Source organism: Blastococcus sp. OS1-29, from assembly GCF_057628075.1.
Genome location: NZ_JBXXJK010000005.1, coordinates 392,363 through 410,889 on the forward strand (window position 1 = coordinate 392,363; position 18,527 = coordinate 410,889).

Here is an 18,527-nt window from a genome sequence, read left to right on the forward strand (position 1 = left end):
CCGGGAGCGCCGGCCCAGCAGTGTCTAATGACCGACGATGAGAGTCGCGCTGGACGGCACGCCGCTGCTCGGGCGGCCGACAGGTGTCGGCACCTACGTCCGTGGCCTGCTCGAGGGGCTTGCCGCTCGGCCCGACCTGGAGCTCCGCGCGGTGCCCTTCACCGCCCGCGGCGGCGACCGCCCGACCGGCCTGCCGTCCTCGGTCCGGTGGCGGCACCTCCCCGTGCCGGCGCGGCTGCTCCAGGCCGCCTGGTCCGCGACGTCCGTTCCGCCGGTCGAGCTGTTCGCCGGTGCGGCGCAGGTCTTCCACGCCACGAACTTCGTGGCTCCACCGGCGTGGCGGGCGGGCGTGGTGGTCACGGTGCACGACCTGACGTTCGTGCGGCACCCGGAGTGGGTCGCCCCCGCCGTGCTGCGCTACCGCCGGCTGGTCCCCCGGGCCCTGCGCCGCGGCGCCGTGGTGGTGACGCCGAGCCGGGCGGTCGCCGACGAGGTCGCGGTGGAGTTCGGGGTGCCGTCGGATCGGCTGGTGGTCACGCCGCTCGGCGTGGACGACGCCTGGGCGGCCGCGGCGCCGGCGACCGACGAGTGGCTGACCGCGCGCGGGCTGCCCACCGAGTTCCTGCTGTTCACCGGGGCTCGGGAGCCGCGCAAGAACCTGTCCACCCTGCTCGAGGCGCACGGACGGGCGCGCGCCCAGGGGACCGTGCCCGATCTGGTGCTCGCCGGCCCGCCCGGCTGGGGGCCCGAGCTCGGACCCCGCCCCGGCGTCCACGAGACGGGCTGGCTCGCCCGGGAGGAGCTGCGGGGCCTCGTCGCCCGCGCCCGGGCCTCGGTGCTGCCGTCCCACTACGAGGGCTTCGGCCTGCCGCTGCTGGAGGCCATGGCAGCCGGTACCCGGGTGCTGGCCAGCGACATCCCGGTGCACCGTGAGGTGTCGGGCGGGCACGCCCGGCTCGTCCCGCCCACCGACGTCGACGCGTGGGCCGCAGCACTGGCCTCGGCAGTCCCCCTGGCCGAGCCCGACCGGTCCGCCGCACGCGCCTGGGCCGGCCGGCACAGCTGGGCCCGGTGCGCCGACGCGACCGTCGAGGCCTACCGCCGGGCGATCGCGTGAGCGCCGACGCCGCTGCCGCGATCACGGTCGTCGTCGTCACCTGGAACGGGCGGCACCTGCTGGACGACTGCCTGTCGGGCCTCGCCCGCCAGGACCTCGATCCGGCCCGCTGGACGGTGCTGGTGGTCGACAACGCGTCCTCCGACGGCACCGTCGAGCACCTCGCCGCACGCCACCCGTCGGTGCGTGTGCTGCGGTCGGACGTGAACCGGGGCTTCGCCGGCGGCAACCACCTGGCCCTCGCCGAGGTCGACACCCCGTTCGCCGTGCTCCTGAACAACGACGCGGTCCCCGAGCCCGGTTTCCTGTCCGCGCTGCTCCGCGCCGCCACGGCGGACGGCGCCGAGCGGGTGGCCGCGGTGACCGCGAAGGTGCTGCTCCGGCCGAGGTTCCGGCTCCTCCCGGCCGGTTCTCCCGCGGAGCCCCGTGACGTCCCGACCCCGGACGGCGTCGCCCGGCCGGACCCGGCGGGGGACGTCGACGTCATAAACTCCACCGGCAACGAGGTGACCCGCGACGGCTACGGCCGCGACCGCGGATGGCTCGAGGTGGACCGTGGCCTCGAGCCGCCCCGGGACGTCTTCGCGTTCTGCGGCGCAGCGGTCCTGCTCCGGACGGCCGCCCTGCGCGACGTGGGCGACTTCGACGAGGACTTCTTCCTCTACTACGAGGACACCGACCTGTCCTGGCGCCTGCGCGCTGCCGGGTGGACGGTGCGGTACGAGCCGGCCGCCGTCGTCCGCCATGCCCACGCGGCGAGCAGCGACGTCCGGTCCCGGTTGTTCCGATTCCACGACGACCGTAACCGGCTGCTGATGCTCACGAAGAACGCCCCGGCCGGGACGGCGCTGCGGGCGGTGGCCCGCTACCCGCTGACCGTCGCCTCGCTGACCGTGCGCCAGGGACCGCGACCGGCCATGACCGGGACCCGGCTCCACGCCCTGGCGTCCTACCTGCGCCTGCTGCCGCGGATGCTGCGGCGTCGACGGGCGATCGTGCGCTCGGCCGTGGTCCCGCCCCGGGAGACCGCGGCCCTGCTCGTCACCCACTGACCGCCGCAGCGGCACCGGGTCAGCGCGAGCCGCGGACGATCTCCCCCGCACGCCGGCGCAACCGGCGGGCCACGCGGCGGGCCAGCGTCACCGGGCCGCCCTCCCCGAGGTACTGCTTCGCCAGCGCGAGGTCACCGCGCACCGAGGGCCGGTAGCCGGTGTCGATCAGCCGGCCCGGGACGCCGCCACGGTCGCGCTCCCCGGCTGCGCCGACCAGATCGGGCGCCCGGCGGGGTGCCCGGCAGAACTCCAGCAACGGCCGCAGCGCGGTCTCCCACGTGTAGTCGTCGCGCACGCTGCCGACGGCGGTCCGCGCGGCGGCGGCGAACTCGTCGTCGTACAGCGTCCGCTCCAGCGCGTCGGTGAGCGCGGCGACGTCCTGCTCAGGAACGGTGACGCCGAGGCCCTCGGCCTGCACCAGGTCACCGAAGGTGTCCCCGCCGGTCGCGACGATCGGCAGGCCCGCCCACAGGTAGTCGAGCATGCGAGTGCGGAAGGAGAAGGTCGTCTCGACGTGCTCGAAGTGCGTGCTCACGCCGACGTCGGCGTCGAGCAGGTAGTTCTGCCGGTCGTCGAAGTCGACCCATTCCTCGTTGAAGAAGACGTGCTTGCCGGTCAGCCCCAGCGCGTCGGCCAGCTCGCGCGTGGCGTTCGCCATCTGCATCTCCGGCACGTGCGGGTTCGGGTTGCGCATGCCCATGAAGTACAGCCGCACATCGGGGCGCGCGTGCCGGAGCTGGTCCACGGCCCGGACCAGGCTCAGCGGATCGAACCAGTTGTAGACGCCGCCGGCCCACAGGATGACCTTGTCGGTCTCGGAGATGCCGGGAACGACGCCCTTGATCGCCGGCCGGGTCCGCCGGGGGGGCACCGAGCTGAGCCCGAACGGCACGACCGCGAGCAGCGAGTTCATCGACGAGTCGTCGTCGTAGGTCGCGGGGTTCAGGCGGCCCACTCCGGCCATCTGGCCCAGCCAGAAGTGCCGCTGCTTCTCGCTCGCGCAGAGGAAGAAGTCGCCCCGGGCCAGCTGCTGGTTGAGCGCGGTGGTCGTGTTCGCGACGTCTCGGGAACGGCGACCGCTCTCCTGCCCCCGGGTCTGCTCGAGCTGCTCCAGGTGCATCGGGTCGTAGATGTCGCAGACGATGATCTTCTTCGACTTGGCCAGCCACGGCGCCGACGCCATCGCGAAGCCCTGGAAGATGACGATGTCGGCCCACGCCTCGTGCGGTCGGAGCTGGTCGGGACCGCGGACCGCGGAGACCTCGACCCGCGGATGGGTGATGCTCGCTGCGCTGGTGGAGACCAGCCGGACGTCGTGCTCGTTTGACAGGTGCTCGGCGATCGCCCAGGCCCGCATGGCCGGCCCGGCCCGCTTCGCCGCCAGCGGATCACCGGTGATGACCACGATCCGCCGCCGGGTGGCGAACAGGTCGCCGATGCCGAACAGCTTCACCAGCTCCTCGTGCGCCGCCAGGTAGCGCGGCAGCGGGAACGCCGGCTCCAGCGCCTGGCGGAACAGCGGGGCCAGCTCGAGGTCGCTGCGACTGCGCTGCGCCTGCAGCCGTTCCCGCTCGGCCCAGACGCCCGCGACGTCGTCGGCGACGTCGGCGATCGCGAGGACGCCGGCCATCGTCACCTTGGGCACGGGCATCTCGCCGACGTCGTCCCCGCCGGGCGACCGCTTGAGGTCCAGCGCCCCGGGGTCGATCTCGCCGCGCTCGACCGCACGGCGCACCGCCAGCAGCAGCGCGGGGGCCAGGGTGCGGGCCAGCGCGTCGTCGCCGTAGTTCTTGATCATGCTGAACAGGGCGTTGCGCTCCAGGAGGAAGGTCTCCCGGTAGCTGCCGAACTTGTTCATCGAGGCGTGGTGCTTGTGGAACGCCACCGACGCCGGCTCGTACCGGACCCGCCAGCCCAGCAGGTTCAGCCGCCAGCCCAGGTCGACGTCCTCGTAGAACATGAAGAACCGCTCGTCGAACCCGCCGACGGTCTCGTACACGTCCTTGCGGACGAACATCGCCGCTCCGGTGCCGAAGAGCACGTCGCGCGGCGTCTCCCACTCGCCGCTGTCGGGGCGCTCGACCTCTCGCTTGTAGCCCATGCCGAACCAGGTCAGCGAACCGTCGACGTAGTCGATGTGCGTGCCGTCCCAGTCCAGCACCTTGCTCGCGACGGCGGCCACCGAGCGATCCCGCCGGAGGGTGTCGACGGCGGCGCGCACCCACTGCGCCGCCGGCCTCGCGTCGTTGTTGATGAAGCCGACGATCTCGCCCCGTGCATGCCGCACGCCGGTGTTGCAGCCACCGGCGAAACCGCTGTTCTCGCCGGCCTCGACGACGACAGCGCGCGGAACCTCGCGGCGGATCCGCTCGACGTCGTCGCCACCCGAGTCGTTGTCGACGACGATCAGTTCCAGCGCGCCGGCGGGCCAGTCGACGGCGTCGAACGACCGGAGGCACGTGATCGTGTCATCGGCGCCCTTGTAGTTGACGAGGACGACCGACACGAGCGGCTCGGTGGACGAGTCCGCGGTCGGCAGGTCGGTGGGCATCAGACAACGGCCTCCGAGGCAGGGCTGGGGATGTCGGCGGCCCAGCGGCCGCCCAGGGCGACCACTCCACCGGACTCCCTGAGGTCACCGGTCTCGACCACGAACCGGTAGCAGTGCCGGCGGAAGTCGTAGGTGTGCGTCAGGGTGTGGTCGAGGATTCGCGCGCTGAGATCGATCGTGTACGGCTGGAGGGTGAGGGCGGGCACGACCAGGTCGACGTGCCCGGTGCCCTCGATGTACGGCAGTTCGAGTCCGCCGTCGCGGGTGTGGTGCGCCCAGAAGCGCATGCCGTCGACGGTGTCCATGGCCAGAGCGAACGCCGGCCGCTCGACGCGCTCCGTGCACTCGTAGCCAAGGCGGATGGTCACCGGATCGCCGGTGCGGAAGCTGGTGGTCCGCTCCCCCGAGGCGTCGAGCATCTCGACGGTGGTGAGCCGCGCCTCACCCGAGCCCACCCGGACCTGGGCCGGCGCGCCATCCGCCGTGGCGGGCGAGACCTCCTTCTCGTGGCCCTTGTCCACGTAGCGGTCGACGATCGCGTCCGCCCGGCCGATCTCGAGGACGGTGCCGTGGTCGAGCCAGGCGGCCTGGTCGCAGAGGGTGCGCATCGAGCCCATGGCGTGGCTGACGATGACGACGGTCTTGCCGGCGCGGCGGAAGTCGACGAACTTCTCCATGCACTTGTCCTGGAACGCGGCATCGCCGACGGCGAGGACCTCGTCCACGAGCAGGATGTCGGGGTCGACGTTGATCGCCACGGAGAAGCCCAGGCGCATGTACATGCCGGACGAGTAGTTCTTGACGGGCTGGTCGATGAAGGGCTCGATGCCCGCGAAGTCGACGATCTCGTCGAACTTGCGCTCCAGTTCCCGCTTGGTCATCCCCAGGATCGAGCCGTTGAGGAAGACGTTCTCCCGGCCGGAGAGCTCGGGGTGGAAGCCCGAGCCCAGTTCCAGGAGCGCAGCCATCGAGCCGGTCGTGCGGATGCTTCCCTTCTCCGGTTCCAGGATGCGGGCGATGCACTTGAGCAGCGTCGACTTGCCCGAGCCGTTCTCGCCGATCAGCGCGAACGTGGAGCCCTCCGGGATGTCGAACGAGACGCCCTTGAGTGCCCAGTACTCGTCGAAGCTGGCGCGGCCGCCGCGCATGAGGGCGGCCTTGAGGGACTGGTTGCGCTCGCGGTACATCCGGAAGCGCTTCGCGACGCCGTCGATCTCGATGGCGCTCGGGCCGCTCACAGTTCCTCCACGAGACGGTGCTGGCTGCGGGTGAACACGGTGACTCCCAGCAGCAGCGACAGGACGGCGACCACGACGCAGAACAGCATGTCCCCCCAGTGCGGGAAGGCGTTGTCGTAGAGCATCGACCGGAAGACGCTGATGAAGCGCTCCATCGGGTTGAGCCGGTAGAGCGTCTCCAGGGGGAACCCGTTCCCGTTCGCCCGCATGCGGGCCGCCTGGTCCTGGATCAGGGAGTACGGGTACACGATCGGGGTGGCGTAGAACCACAGCTGCATCCCGATGTTGACGAAGTGCTGGGTGTCCCGGAAATAGACGTTCGCGATGGACAGCATCAGCGCGATGCCGAGCGCGAAGACGGTCAGCAGCACCACCGCCAGGATCAGCAGCGGCAACCACGGTAGCGGCATCGAGCCGGCGATCAGCAGCGCCGCCATGAGGACCACGAGCTCGATGGAGAACGTGACGTCCCAGGAGAACACCGACGAGGCGACGAGCACGGGGCGCCAGAAGTAGACCTTGTTCAGCAGGTTCGCGTTGGCGATCAGGGCGCCCATGCCACTGGTGACGGAGTTGCTGAAGAACGTCCACGGCAGCAGGCCGCACGCCAGGTACAGCGGGAAGGTCTGCAGCCCGCTGGGCTCACCGACGGGCACCGGGACGCGGAGCACGAATCCGAAGACCAGTGAGTAGATCAGCAGGACGGCGATCGGGTTGAGCAGCGACCAGCCCTGACCCAGCAGGGTCCGCTTGTACTTGCCCCGCACCTCGCGGAGCGTCAGGTTGACCAGCAGCCCTCGGGAGTCCTTGAGGTCACCGATGACGCTCACGACCGGTTTCCTCGCATCGCTGGCGACTCTACCCGTCTGCGCGTCATCGTCCCGGACGCGAGGACCGTGCTGGACGTGGGTGCCGGGCTCAGCTCCGCCGCCGCGCCCGCAGGCCGTCGCCGGCGCGCTTGTAGAGCGACCGCCGCTGCGTGCCCGCCGGCGCCACCCGCTCGACGAGGTTGTGCAGGCCGATCACCCCGCGGAACACCAGCGAGCGGTGGATGGATCCCAGCTCCTCGTAGGCGTCCGCGAGAGCCTTGTGCGTGCTGGTGATCTCCGCGCGCAAGCGGGTCTGCTGGTGCTCGTTGTCGGCCCGCACCGCCGCCAGTTCCCGTCGCAGCCCTTCGCGCTCGGCCAGGATCGGGCCCACGGCGGCGCGCACGGGACTCACCGGGATCTCCAGGAGGTCGCTGAGCTCCCGCGCGGTGCGCTCCACCTCGTCGGCGTAGCCGTCCTGTCCGGGCCCCCGCCGGAGCAGCTGGACCTGCAGCTCGGCCTCCCGCCGCACGGCCTCGGCGACCCAGTCGCCGTCCGGGCCGAAGTCGGCGAGCTCGGCGAGCTCCGCCAGCAGTGCCCGGCGGGTGGGCCGGCTCAGCCACGGGGACGGTGTGGACGACAACCGCTCGGCCAACCAGATGAGGCCACGTGCGACGACGTCGTCCGGTGCCCATGCCCTGCTGCGCCACTCGTCGTCGATGTAGGTCAGCGAGCCGTCGGGGTCCACGAGCAGGTTGTGCGGCACCAGGTCGATGGCCACGCCGTCGGGGTCCGCGCTCGAGGCGTCCACCATCGCGCGCCACTCGCGCAGCGCGCGGCGGGTGAACGCGGTGTCGCCCCGCGAGATCTCCTCGACGAGCGGACGACCGGGCAGGACGGGTCCGACGTCCAGGCGGTGCGTCGGGCCGCTGTCGTCGCGTCGCTCACCCAGGACGGTGCGGCGGAGGGCGAGCCCCTTCCCGTCACGGACGACGAGGCTCTGGGTGGCCCGCCCGGGACGCCGCTCGGTGGTGAAGAACGCCGCCTGCCGATCGGTCGGCCAGAGGTCATCGGTGCGCCCGTCGGCGCCGGCGACCACGACGAAGGAGTTCGCGTGCTCGGGCCCCTGACCGGCGTCGACCAGCGTCCGCCAGAGGAGCTCCTCGTTGGGACCGAAGTCCCGCGGGGTCTGCCAGTCCGGGCTCGGGAACTTGGGCAGGCGGGCGGCCAGGCCCGAGGGGCCGGTCATCAGCTCCTCCGCCATCACGACCCGGCTGAGCTTGTAGTCGGGGAACGCGCCGAAGAAGGTGGGCGTGAGGCCCGACTCACGGAAGAGGCCGCCCAGCGCGGACCGGTCGAAGGTGCGGGCCGGCGCACCGACCGGGTACCCCTCGAGCGAGTCGTACGCCCGGTCGCTGTGGTCCTCCGGGGCGCCCGCGAGGTACTTGACACCCAGCTTGTTCTCGATGGCCAGCAGCAGGCGGCCGCCGGGCAGCAGCCGGCGTTTGATCTGCTCCAGGAAGTCCAGGTAGGGGGCGCGGTCCTCGGTGCCGCCGCCGACGTACTCCAGGACCCCGATCACGACCACCAGGTCGTAGGACGGCTCGTCGGGCAGGTCGGCGAGCTCGCCGGCGAACACCCGCGCGCCGGGCAGGTCCCGCAGCCGCTGGGCGGCGACGGCCGCCCGGGCGGTAACCGGCTCGAGTGCGTCGACGTTCGTGCAGACCTCGGCCAGGTACCGGCTCATCGTGCCGCAGCCCGCGCCCACCTCGAGGACTCGTTCGATCCCGGAGAGCTCGAACGCCCGAAGCACGTTGGCCCGCGTCCGGTCCAGGTGGTACCGGGTGGGCCAGTCCGTCGCCGCGGAGTGCAGTTCCTCGTTCAGCGAGCCGATGTCGTCGGTCGCCCGCACCATTTCCAGCAGCCGCTCCTCGGCGCCGTCCCGGTAGGTCGACTCCACCGTCCGGAGCAGGGTGTAGCCGTCCGGTCCCGGATCGGGATGGGCGGCGCGGACCGGCGTGGTGACGGTTTCACCCGAGGACGTGCTGAGGGACATGGAGAGGGAGACCTTCTTGTGCAGCCCGGCCGAGCCGGGGATCTGTGGCCGCGCTGCTGCAGGCCTGATGGACGCTGCCGCGGTCAGCGGGCCGACTGGGACTGAACCCCGTTCTCGGCGTGTGCCGACATGTCGGGGGCCGACGCCGGCATGATCGCGCGAGCCTCGGTCGCAGCCCGGTCCGAGGACACCGTCGCCGTCGCCGTCGCCGTCGCCGTCGCCGCAGCCTCGGCCGCCGCCTCCGCCATGCGGCGGTAGTCGATGGTCATGGGGCTGTCCGGGCTCTCCTGGATGTCGAGCATCAAGGCGTAGAGCAGCATCTGGATGCCGACGAGCAGCGGTGCCACGGCCAGCAGCACCGAGCCGGCCGACGCCTCGGGCGGCCCCAGAGTGTTGATCAGTACGAAGATGCCGACACCACTGCCGAACAGGCTCAGGAACAGGCCCATCAGGACGAAGAGGGCGATCGGCGAGAAGGACCAGAGAACGTACTTGAAGAAGAACCGGCGCCAGAAACCGAAGATCAGCAGCCGGATCAGCTCCGGGATCACCCGCTTGAGGCTGATCGTCGATATCTCCGTGCCGTAGACCGCGGGTATGGGCACGTCGATCGCCGGGACCCGCAGGATGTTCAGGTTGATCAGCAGGTCGTTCTCGAACGAGTACCGGTTCGCGATGCGGTCCAGCGGCAGCCTGCGCAGCGTGTCCTGGGTGATCGCCGTGTACCCGTTCTGCGGGTCGAACAGGTGCCAGTAGCCCGAGGCGAGCTTGGTCAGGAACGACAGGATGATGTTGCCGAAGATCCGGTACCGCGGCATGGACTGGAATGACGACAGCGAGAAGAAGCGGTTGGCCTTCGCGAAGCCCAGCCCGCCCTCGATGATCGGCTCCAGCAGATCCGGCAGGTAGCGGGGATCCATCTGGGCGTCGCCCGCCATGACGACGTCGATGTCGGCGCCGAGCTCACCGGCCTTGCGGTGACCGGTGATGATCGCGCCGCCCACCCCCGTGTTGGTCTCGTGCCGGATGACCGTGACCCGAGGGTCCCCCACGGCCTCGGCGACCGCGGAGGTGTTGTCCGGTGAGCAGTCGTCGACGACCACGATGTGGTCGACGTAGTCCGGCATCGTCCTGATGACCGTGCCGATCAGCGCCTCTTCCTTGTAGGCGGGCACGACGGCGGCGATCGTCCTGTTGCGGTACATGCGAGCCCCCTAGCGGATCGGCGCTGCCGCGACGCGCAGAGCGAGGTCCAGCGCCCGGAGACCGTCCTCGCCGGTCACCCGGGGCGTGGCGCGGGTCTCGACGCACTCCGCGAAATGACGCAGCTCGAGGGCCAGCGGTTCGCCGCGGTGCTCCAGGAAGGGCACCTCGACGACGCCCACCTGCCGGTAGCGGCGGCCGTGGTCGGACGAGAACTCCGACTGCTGCACGCGCTGGACCGTGACGTCCTGCCGGAGCAGGTCCAGGCTCACGTAGTTCTCCGCCTGGGTCAGGTCGATCTGGCGGATCTTGTTCTGCCCGACCCGGCTCGCCGTCAGTGACGCCGTGATGCCGTTCTCGAAGGCGATCAGGGCAGAGGCGATGTCCGCGGACGCCGAGCGAGGAGCGCGGACGACCGACATGACCTCCGACGCAGCCCCACCGGAGATCATCGTGACCAGGTCCAGGTCGTGGATCATCAGGTCGATCACCACGTCGTCGCGGATGCGCGGCGAGTAGGAGCTGATCCGTCGCGCGTCGATGTGGATCACCTCGTCCAGCAGCGAGCCCAGCTCGAGCACGGCCGGGTTGAACCGCTCGACGTGTCCGACCATGAGGATGCGGCCGGCGGCGTCCGCGGCGTCGACCAGGCGACGGGCGGTGTCGACGTCCGGCGCGATCGGCTTCTCGACCAGCACGTCGACGCCGGCCTCGAGAAGCTCGTGGGCGATGGGCGCGTGGAACTCCGTCGGCGTCGCGACCACGGCCGCATCCACCATCCCGGCCAGTTCCTTCACGTCCGCGGCCGCGACGGCGCCGAACCCGGCTGCCAGGTTCTGGGACCTGTTGCGGTCGGCGTCGAAGACGGCCACGAGGTCGATCTCGGGCATGCTCGAGGCGACCCGCGCGTGGTTGGTCCCCATGATCCCGGAACCGATCACCCCCAGCCGCAGCGGCGACCTGGGCTCAGTCGGCATCGAGGGCTCCTCGCACAGCGGCGATCACGGTGTCGACGTCCGCCGACGACAGCGCCGGGTGGACCGGCAGGGACAGCACCTCGGCACTGACCCGCTCGGTGACCGGGTGCTCGTCGACGATCACGCCGGGGTGGTCCCGGTAGCAGTCGTAGTCGTAGACCGGGCGCGGGTAGTAGAAGCCCGATCCGACCCCCCGCTCGGTGAGGACGTCGGCCACCTGCTCGCGCGTCTTCCCCGATTCCTCGGTGACGCGAACGGTGTACTGGTGCCAGACGTGCTCACGCCCCTCGGCGACGGCCGGCAGGACGAGGCCGGGAATGCCGGCCAGCCCCTCGCTCAGCCGCGACGCGTTGTCGGCGCGGCGCTTGGTGCCCACCTCGAGGCGGGACAGCTGCGGAAGGGCGACGGCCGCCTGCAGCTCGGTCATCCGGAAGTTGTGGCCGGCGAGCTCGTACTGGTACCGGGCGCGCATGCCCTGGTTGCGGAGCAGGCGCAGCCGGTCGGCGACAGCGTCGTCGTTGGTCGTGATGAGGCCACCCTCACCCGACATCAGGTTCTTCGTCGCGTAGAGGGAGAACGAGCCGACACCGAACGACCCCACTCGCCGGCCGTCGATGCGGGCGCCGTGCGCCTGGGCGGCGTCCTCCACGACTGCGAGGCCGCGGGCCTCCGCCAGCGGCATGAGCCGCGTCATGTCGGCCGCCTGCCCGTAGAGGTGCACCGGCATCATGGCCGACGTCCGCTCGGTCAGCGCCGACTCCACCGATTCGGGCGTCAGCGCGAAGTCCGACGGGTCGATGTCACCGAACCGGACGACGAGTCCGGCCTCGAGGATGGCGTTCACGGTCGCCACGAAGGTGAACGGACTGGTGATCACCTCGGAGCCGCGGGGCAGCTGCAGGGCCTCGAGAGCGGCGACGAGCGAGACGGTGCCGTTGCTGACCGCGACGACGTGCTCCGCGTCGGCCCACTCCCGGAACGACGACTCGAGCTGCTCCACCATGGGTCCCTGGGCGAGCCGGCCCGATCGGAGGACCTGGAGGACGAGTTCCTCCTCCTCGGTACCGATGGACACACTGGAGATGGGGATCATGAGAGCTCCTCCTGCTGATCGATTCCCCCGAATGGCAGCGAGGGCGGACGCTCGGCGTCCCGGCTGACCACCTCGCCGTGGACGTCGACCCAGCCCAGTGTGCGGGCCGGGTTCCCGGCGACGAGTTCGTTGGGACGCACGTCCCGCGTCACGACCGCACCCGCCGCCACCGTGCAGAGCTCACCGAGCTCGATGCCGCAGCGCAGGGTCGCGTTCGCGCCGATGGAGGCGCCCCGGCGGACGACGGTGCGGACCTCCTCCCACGGGCCGAATGCCCGGGGGAACCGGTCGTTGGTGAAGACCGCGCTGGGACCGACGAAGACGTCGTCCTCGAGAACGACGCCGGAGTACACCGAGACGTTGTTCTGGACCTTGCAGCGGGCACCCACCTCCGCGCCGGCATCGACGTAGACGTTCTTCCCGATCACCGAACCGGCGCCGATCACGGCGCCGGAGCGGACATGGGCGTGGTGCCAGATGGACGCACCGTCCCCGATCTGGGCGCCGTCCTCGACGACGGCTGTCGGATGGACGCGGAAGTCACTCACGGAAGACCCACTGTCTGTATGCAAGGAAGTTGAGGATGCTCAGCAGCGCGACGGCGATGACCTTCGCCGGCACTGCGGCAAGCCCTATTGCTACCAGCCCGGTCACGATCCCGAGGTTGGCGAGGTAGTTCAGCCCCACGAGAACGGAGTACCGGACGAGTTGTCGGGCGCCGTGCGCCCGCGCCCCGAACGTGACGTACTTGTTGGCCAGGAAGTTCACCGTGAAGCTCAGCCAGAAGCCCGCAGAGGTCGCCAGCCAGAGGGGCCAGCCCGCGACCTCGTACAGCAACCCCAGCGTGCCCGCGTCCACGACCAGGCTCAGTACGCCGACCCCGACGTAGCGGACAACGGTTCCGGAGACCCGCACCGGGATCGCGGTCTTTGGGGTAGTCACAACGAGGTCACGGTAATGCACGCTCTGGACGCACGCCGACATGGCGGTGCACCCGCGACACAGGGGGCTCTTTCGTCACAGCAGGCACGCGAGAACCCCTCGCGGGGCCTCTACCGAGGGGTCCGTGACGCCCGCCGGCGCGGCACGACCGACGCATGAGCCATTCTCTGGCGTCCCACCCTTTTCAGGGGCTCTATGTCATGCTTCGATCACATGGCGTAGTGGCTGACCCGGCCCACGCGTCTTCAGCTCCCGCCGTCGCGGCGGGTGCCTGCCCGAGAGCGCGCGGCCCACGAGGCCGCAAGAAAACAGCTGCGAGGTCCCGTGTCCCCCACCCGCCGCCCCCGGAAGACCAGGGCCCTCATCCTGACGGTAGTGGCCCTCGCGGTCGTCGCCGCGGGTGCCGCCCTCCTCCTCCGGCCGCAGTCGCAGGCCGACTCCGCGAGCGGCTCGGCCGTCGCCTCGGTGACGGCCGGACCCACGGGTGCCGAGGCCGCCGCAGCGACCTCGTCCGCGCCGTACACGATCAAGCCGGAGCCGAGCGTGGTCGCCACCGACGCGCCGCTCCGGACGACCACGGGCCGGGTGGACGTCGTCCTGACCTACGTCATGTTCGACCAGCCCTCGGGCACGGTGCAGGCGAGCGGCTTCGCTGCCGGTGTCGTGGAGGAGGGCGGCACCTGCACGCTCACGCTCACCCGGGGCGGCGAGAAGGTGACGGCGACCTCGGCGGCGGATGCCGATGCCAAGACCACGTCCTGCGGACTGCTCCAGTCGCCGGCGGGACTCGCCGCCGGGACCTGGGAGGCGGTCCTGACGTACGCCTCCGGGGACGCGCACGGTGAGTCCGCTGCCCAGGAGGTCAGCGTCCGATGACCCGCCGATCCCCCTGGGCCCGCATGGTGCTCACGCTGGCCGTCGCGGTGTGCACGCTCGCGGCCCTGCTGAGCACGTCGTCGGACAAGGCCCCTGAACTCCGTACGGCTGCGGATCTCAACCAGTTCGACCCGGGGAACATCATCAGCGACGCGATGTTCTTCGACCCGAACGCGCTGACCGTCGCGCAGATCGCCTCGTTCATCGCCACGAAGGGCTCGGCGTGCAAGGTGGGGGCCGACGGGTCGCCGTGCCTCAAGAACTACTCGCAGAACACCTTCACCCGGCCCGCGGACGGCATCTGCGACAACGCCTACATCGGCGGGACGAACGAGTCGGCGGCGACGATCATCTGGAAGGTCGGGCAGGCCTGCAACATCAGCCAGAAGGTCCTGCTGGTGCTGCTCCAGAAGGAGCAGGCGTTCATCACCACGACCAACCCGACCGCCCGCAAGTACGAGATCGCGGCCGGCATGGGCTGCCCGGACACTGCGGCGTGCGACTCGCAGTACTACGGCTTCTACAACCAGGTCTACTCGGCCGCTCGCCAGTACCAGCGGTACGCGACCTTCCCGACGAAGTACTTCTACCGGGCCGGCGTCACGAACACGATCCAGTGGTCGCCGGACGCCTCCTGCGGCTCGTCCCAGGTCTACATCGCCAACCAGGCGACGGCCGGCCTCTACATATACACGCCCTACCGCCCGAACACCGCCGCCCTGCGGGCGGGCTACGGCGTCGGTGACGACTGCTCGGCCTACGGCAACCGCAACTTCTGGCTGTACTTCACCGACTGGTTCGGGTCCACGCAGTCCCCCGGCGGCGACGCGCTGCTGGCCGCCTATGCGGCACGCGGCGGCGCATCCGGTCCGCTCGGCCCGTGGATCACGTGGGTCATCTGCGGCCAGGGGGACAACGGCTGCGGCCAGGTGTTCCAGAACGGGACCCTGTACTGGTCGGCGGCGACCGGCGTGCACGCCGTCTCCGAGCCGATCCTCTCGGCATGGGGAGGCTCGCGCGAGAGAGGTCCGCTCGGCTACCCGATCACCGAACAGCTCTGCGGATACCGGGACGGCGGCTGCGGCCAGGTCTTCCAGGGCGGCCGGATCTTCACCAGCCCGGCGACCGGCACGTACGCGCTCACCGGCCCGGTGCAGAACGCCTGGCGCGCCCAGGGCTCCGAGGGCGGCCCCCTCGGGTACCCGACCTCGGCCCTGGTGTGCGGGCTCAAGAACGGCGGCTGCGGCCAGGCGTTCCAGGGCGGCCGCATCTACGACACGGCTGCCACCGGTGCGCACGTCCTGACCGGACCCATCGACGCCGCCTACGTGGCCCAGGGCTGGGAGACCGGCCCGCTCGGCTATGCCACGACCGACATGGTGTGCGGCCTCAAGGACGGCGGCTGCGGCCAGGCGTTCCAGGGCGGCCGGATCTACACCACGCCGACCACCGGAGCACACGTCCTGACCGGACCCATCGACGCCGCCTACGTGGCCCAGGGCTGGGAGACCGGCCCGCTGGGCTACGCCACCGGCGACCGGATCTGCGGACTTGCCGGCGGCGCCTGCAAGCAGGTCTTCCAGGGCGGAACCATCTACAGCAGCCCCGCCACCGGCACCGCTGCGGTCTCCGGCGCCGTCGCCACCGCACACGCCGCGGCCGGAGGTGAGGCAGGTCCGCTGGGCTACCCCATCACCAAGCTGCTCTGCGGTCTGAAGGACGGCGGGTGCGGCCAGGTGTTCCAGGGCGGCCGGATCTACAACACGGCCACCACCGGAGCGCACGCACTGTCCGGTCCCATCGACGCGGCCTACGTGGCCCAGGGCTGGGAGACCGGCCCCCTGGGCTACGCGACGTCGGACGCGTACACGATCCCGGGCGGGACCGCCCAGGACTTCCAGGGCGGCACCATCTACAGCCGCGCCTCCACCGGCACCGCTGCGGTGAGCGGCGCCGTCGCCACCGCACACGCCGCGGCCGGGGGTGAGGCAGGTCCGCTGGGCTACCCCATCACCAAGCTGCTCTGCGGTCTGAAGGACGGCGGGTGCGGCCAGGTGTTCCAGGGCGGCCGGATCTACAACACGGCCACCACCGGAGCGCACGCACTGTCCGGTCCCATCGACGCGGCCTACGTGGCTCAGGGCTGGGAGACCGGCCCGCTGGGTTACGCCACCGGCGACATGGTCTGCGGACTGCCCGGCGGCGGCTGCAAGCAGACGTTCCAGGGCGGGACCATCTACAGCACCCCCGCCACCGGTACCGCTGCCGTGACCGGAGCCGTCGCCACCGCGTATGCCGCAGCCGGAGGTGAGGCAGGTCCGCTGGGCTACCCCATCACCAAGCTGCTCTGCGGATTGAGGAGCGGAGGCTGCGGCCAGGTGTTCCAGGGCGGCCGGATCTACAACACGGCCACCACCGGAGCGCACGCACTGTCCGGTCCCATCGACGCGGCCTACGTGGCGCAGGGCTGGGAGGCCGGTCCCCTGGGCTATGCGACGTCGGACGCGTATGCGGTCCCGGGCGGGCTCGCCCAGAACTTCCAGGGCGGAAAGCTGACCCTCGACACCGCGACGGGCACGGTCACCCGTAGCTGACGGCGCGGCCCCCGGCCCCAGGATGGGAGCCGGGGGCCCGCCACGACGTGCCGCCCGCAGCCCGGCCGCACCCCGTGTGACCGATGCTGCCGCTGGGACTTCCTGTCCCAGGACCTGCCGTGTCGCGCCCACCGAACACCCGGTCGCCGCGCTTACCATCGGATGGCGCCGCATCGACAGCGACGCCCTGCGCCCGGTCAGAGTGGACCGAGAGCCCTCGATCCCCCAACAGTGAGGAAGCCGGTGAGCCGACCACACGACCCGGACGGGGGCATGGTGGGGGCTCGCCCGCTGCCGCCCCGTCTGGATCCCCGCGCCGGCCGGCCGCCGCGCTCGCGCAGCCAGTCCGGCGGTCCCCCGAGCGCCCCCACCCCGACCAGCGCCCCCGGCCGCCGTCCCCGGAACGCCGGAGTCGCCCGGGAGCACGGCGGCGCGACTGTCCGCCGGCCGGGGCCGACCCCCCGCTTCGGCCGGGTCCTCGGCCTGACCACCCTCGGCGCCCTGGTGCCCGGCACCGGCTTCCTCGCCGCCGGGTACAAGAAGATCGGCTGGACCCTGATCGCCGGCTTCGTGCTGCTGATCGGGCTCGGCGCATGGCTGGCCACCAGCGGGAAGCATGTCGGGATCCGCCTCGCGGTCAGCCCGAGCGGTCTGCTCCTGATCATCGCGGCGGCCATCGGTCTGGCTGTCGTCTGGGCCCTCGTCGTGATCGCCCAGTACCGCGTGCTGGCCCCGGACGCGACGTCGACCGGCCAGCACATGGTCGGCAGCCTGCTCGTGGTCCTGCTGGCGCTCGGCGTGGCCGCGCCCGCGTTCGAGGCGGCCCACCTCGCCGCGGTGCAGCGCAACCTCATCACCGGGCTGTTCGGGAAGGACGTCCAGTCGGCCACCGTCCCGGACAGCGCCAAGGCCGACCCCTGGGGCAGCAAGGACCGCGTCAACGTCCTGCTGATCGGCGGTGACGGCGGCTCCGATCGCGAGGGCGTGCGGACCGACAGCGTGATCGTGGCGAGCATCGACACCCACACCGGCGCGACGACGACGTTCAGCCTGCCGCGCAACCTCGAGAACGTGCCCTTCCCGGCGAACAGCCCGCTGCACAAGATCTACCCGAACGGCTTCACCGCCGGATCGGAGAGCGAGAGCCTGCTCAACGCGATCTACCGCAACGGCCCGCGGGACCACCCCAACGTCCTGGGTCCGACCGACAACCCGGGCGCCGACTTCCTCAAGCTGGCCGTCGGAGAGGTGCTCGGCCTCACCATCGACTACTTCGTCATGGTCAACCTCGACGGGTTCAGCCAGCTGATCGACGCCCTGGGCGGCATCACGGTCAACGTCAACTACTGGGTGCCCATCGGTGGCGAGCCGACCCTCAAGTACCTGCCCGACGACTACTTCACCCCGGGGCCGAACCAGCACATGGACGGCTGGCACGCGCTGATGTTCGCCCGCGGTCGGTACGGCCTGACGGACTACCAGCGCATGGACCGCCAGCGCTGCATGATCAACGCCATGGTCAACGCGGCCGACCCGATGACCCTGCTCAGCAGGTACCAGCAGATCGCGGCGTCGACGCAGAACATCGTGACGACCGACATCCCGCAGGCCGTGGTCGGTGACTTCGCCGACCTGGCGCTGAAGGTCAAGGACGCCGGGATCACGAGCGTCGTGTTCGACGCGTCGGTGATCAAGCCGGCCTACCCGGACTACGCCAAGATGCGGAGCCTGGTCGAGGACGCCCTCCACCCGCCGTCCCCCGGCGCGTCCAGCGGCCCGGCGCCCACCGCCCCGACCGGCACGACCGCGGGTGGATCCGGATCCGGATCCGGGTCCGCGGGGGGTTCGGCGGCGGCTCCGTCCGCAGGCGCCTCGGCGTCCCCGGCCGTCAGCGCGACCGACGCGTGCGCCTACGACGCGAAGGGCGCCCAGGCGGAGCTCGCCAAGGGCGAGCCGCCCACCAAGCGCCGCCGCTGAACGTCGATGCCGCCACCTGTCCAGGTGGCGGCATCGACGGTTCGG

At 71.2% G+C, this 18,527-nt stretch carries 14 protein-coding genes; 5 read left to right on the forward strand and 9 right to left on the reverse strand.

Annotated elements, in window-relative coordinates; genetic code table 11:
* Positions 1-37: 37 nt before the first annotated feature.
* Together AC2H4J_RS15505 and AC2H4J_RS15510 are read left to right on the forward strand one after the other, a co-directional pair.
* Positions 38-1,117 carry a glycosyltransferase family 4 protein gene (locus AC2H4J_RS15505; protein ID WP_487465767.1) on the forward strand — a complete coding sequence of 360 codons (1,080 nt, stop codon included), beginning with the start codon at positions 38-40 and terminating at the stop codon, positions 1,115-1,117.
* On the forward strand, positions 1,114-2,169 hold the full coding sequence (locus AC2H4J_RS15510; protein WP_487465768.1) for a glycosyltransferase family 2 protein: 1,056 nt from the start codon (positions 1,114-1,116) through the stop codon (positions 2,167-2,169). The genes AC2H4J_RS15505 and AC2H4J_RS15510 overlap by 4 nt, the downstream gene beginning before the upstream one ends.
* A 19-nt stretch (positions 2,170-2,188) precedes the next feature.
* Here the strand turns inward: AC2H4J_RS15510 and AC2H4J_RS15515 are convergent, their stop codons facing one another.
* The 9 genes from AC2H4J_RS15515 to AC2H4J_RS15555 all read right to left on the reverse strand — a co-directional run bounded on the left by AC2H4J_RS15515 (position 2,189) and on the right by AC2H4J_RS15555 (position 13,035).
* Positions 2,189-4,720 carry a glycosyltransferase gene (locus tag AC2H4J_RS15515; RefSeq protein ID WP_487465769.1) on the reverse strand — a complete coding sequence of 844 codons (2,532 nt, stop codon included), beginning with the start codon at positions 4,718-4,720 and terminating at the stop codon, positions 2,189-2,191.
* Positions 4,720-5,958: an ABC transporter ATP-binding protein gene (locus AC2H4J_RS15520; protein WP_487465770.1), complete on the reverse strand. Its 1,239-nt coding sequence runs from the start codon at positions 5,956-5,958 to the stop codon at positions 4,720-4,722. The genes AC2H4J_RS15515 and AC2H4J_RS15520 overlap by 1 nt, the downstream gene beginning before the upstream one ends.
* Positions 5,955-6,788 (reverse strand): ABC transporter permease, encoded by an 834-nt coding sequence (locus AC2H4J_RS15525; protein ID WP_487465771.1) that lies wholly within the window; start codon positions 6,786-6,788, stop codon positions 5,955-5,957. The genes AC2H4J_RS15520 and AC2H4J_RS15525 overlap by 4 nt, the downstream gene beginning before the upstream one ends.
* Before the next feature lie 88 nt (positions 6,789-6,876).
* The gene (locus AC2H4J_RS15530) at positions 6,877-8,820 is read right to left on the reverse strand and encodes a class I SAM-dependent methyltransferase (protein WP_487465772.1); all 1,944 of its coding nucleotides are present in this window, start codon (positions 8,818-8,820) and stop codon (positions 6,877-6,879) included.
* An 83-nt stretch (positions 8,821-8,903) separates the two neighbouring features.
* A complete protein-coding gene (locus AC2H4J_RS15535; RefSeq protein WP_487465773.1) occupies positions 8,904-10,025 on the reverse strand; it encodes a glycosyltransferase family 2 protein in 1,122 nt (373 codons plus the stop codon).
* Positions 10,026-10,034: 9 nt separating this feature from the next.
* Positions 10,035-11,000, reverse strand: coding sequence for a Gfo/Idh/MocA family oxidoreductase (locus AC2H4J_RS15540; protein ID WP_487465774.1), 966 nt, complete (start codon positions 10,998-11,000; stop codon positions 10,035-10,037).
* Entirely contained in the window at positions 10,990-12,093 is a 1,104-nt protein-coding gene (locus AC2H4J_RS15545) for a DegT/DnrJ/EryC1/StrS family aminotransferase (RefSeq protein ID WP_487465775.1), read from the reverse strand. The genes AC2H4J_RS15540 and AC2H4J_RS15545 overlap by 11 nt, the downstream gene beginning before the upstream one ends.
* Positions 12,090-12,641, reverse strand: coding sequence for an acyltransferase (locus tag AC2H4J_RS15550; RefSeq protein WP_487465776.1), 552 nt, complete (start codon positions 12,639-12,641; stop codon positions 12,090-12,092). The genes AC2H4J_RS15545 and AC2H4J_RS15550 overlap by 4 nt, the downstream gene beginning before the upstream one ends.
* Complete coding sequence (locus AC2H4J_RS15555; protein ID WP_487465777.1) at positions 12,634-13,035, reverse strand: GtrA family protein; 402 nt, start codon at positions 13,033-13,035, stop codon at positions 12,634-12,636. The genes AC2H4J_RS15550 and AC2H4J_RS15555 overlap by 8 nt, the downstream gene beginning before the upstream one ends.
* A gap of 375 nt (positions 13,036-13,410) precedes the next feature.
* Here AC2H4J_RS15555 and AC2H4J_RS15560 point away from each other — a divergent pair, with 375 nt between their 5' ends.
* The 3 genes from AC2H4J_RS15560 (at position 13,411) to AC2H4J_RS15570 (ending at position 18,482) form a co-directional block, all read left to right on the forward strand.
* Positions 13,411-13,911, forward strand: a complete 501-nt coding sequence (locus AC2H4J_RS15560) for a hypothetical protein (protein WP_487465778.1) — start codon at positions 13,411-13,413, stop codon at positions 13,909-13,911.
* A complete protein-coding gene (locus AC2H4J_RS15565) occupies positions 13,908-16,505 on the forward strand; it encodes a hypothetical protein (RefSeq protein WP_487465779.1) in 2,598 nt (865 codons plus the stop codon). Before AC2H4J_RS15560 ends, AC2H4J_RS15565 begins: the two co-directional genes overlap by 4 nt.
* Before the next feature lie 243 nt (positions 16,506-16,748).
* Entirely contained in the window at positions 16,749-18,482 is a 1,734-nt protein-coding gene (locus AC2H4J_RS15570) for an LCP family glycopolymer transferase (RefSeq protein WP_487465780.1), read from the forward strand.
* Positions 18,483-18,527: the final 45 nt, after the last annotated feature.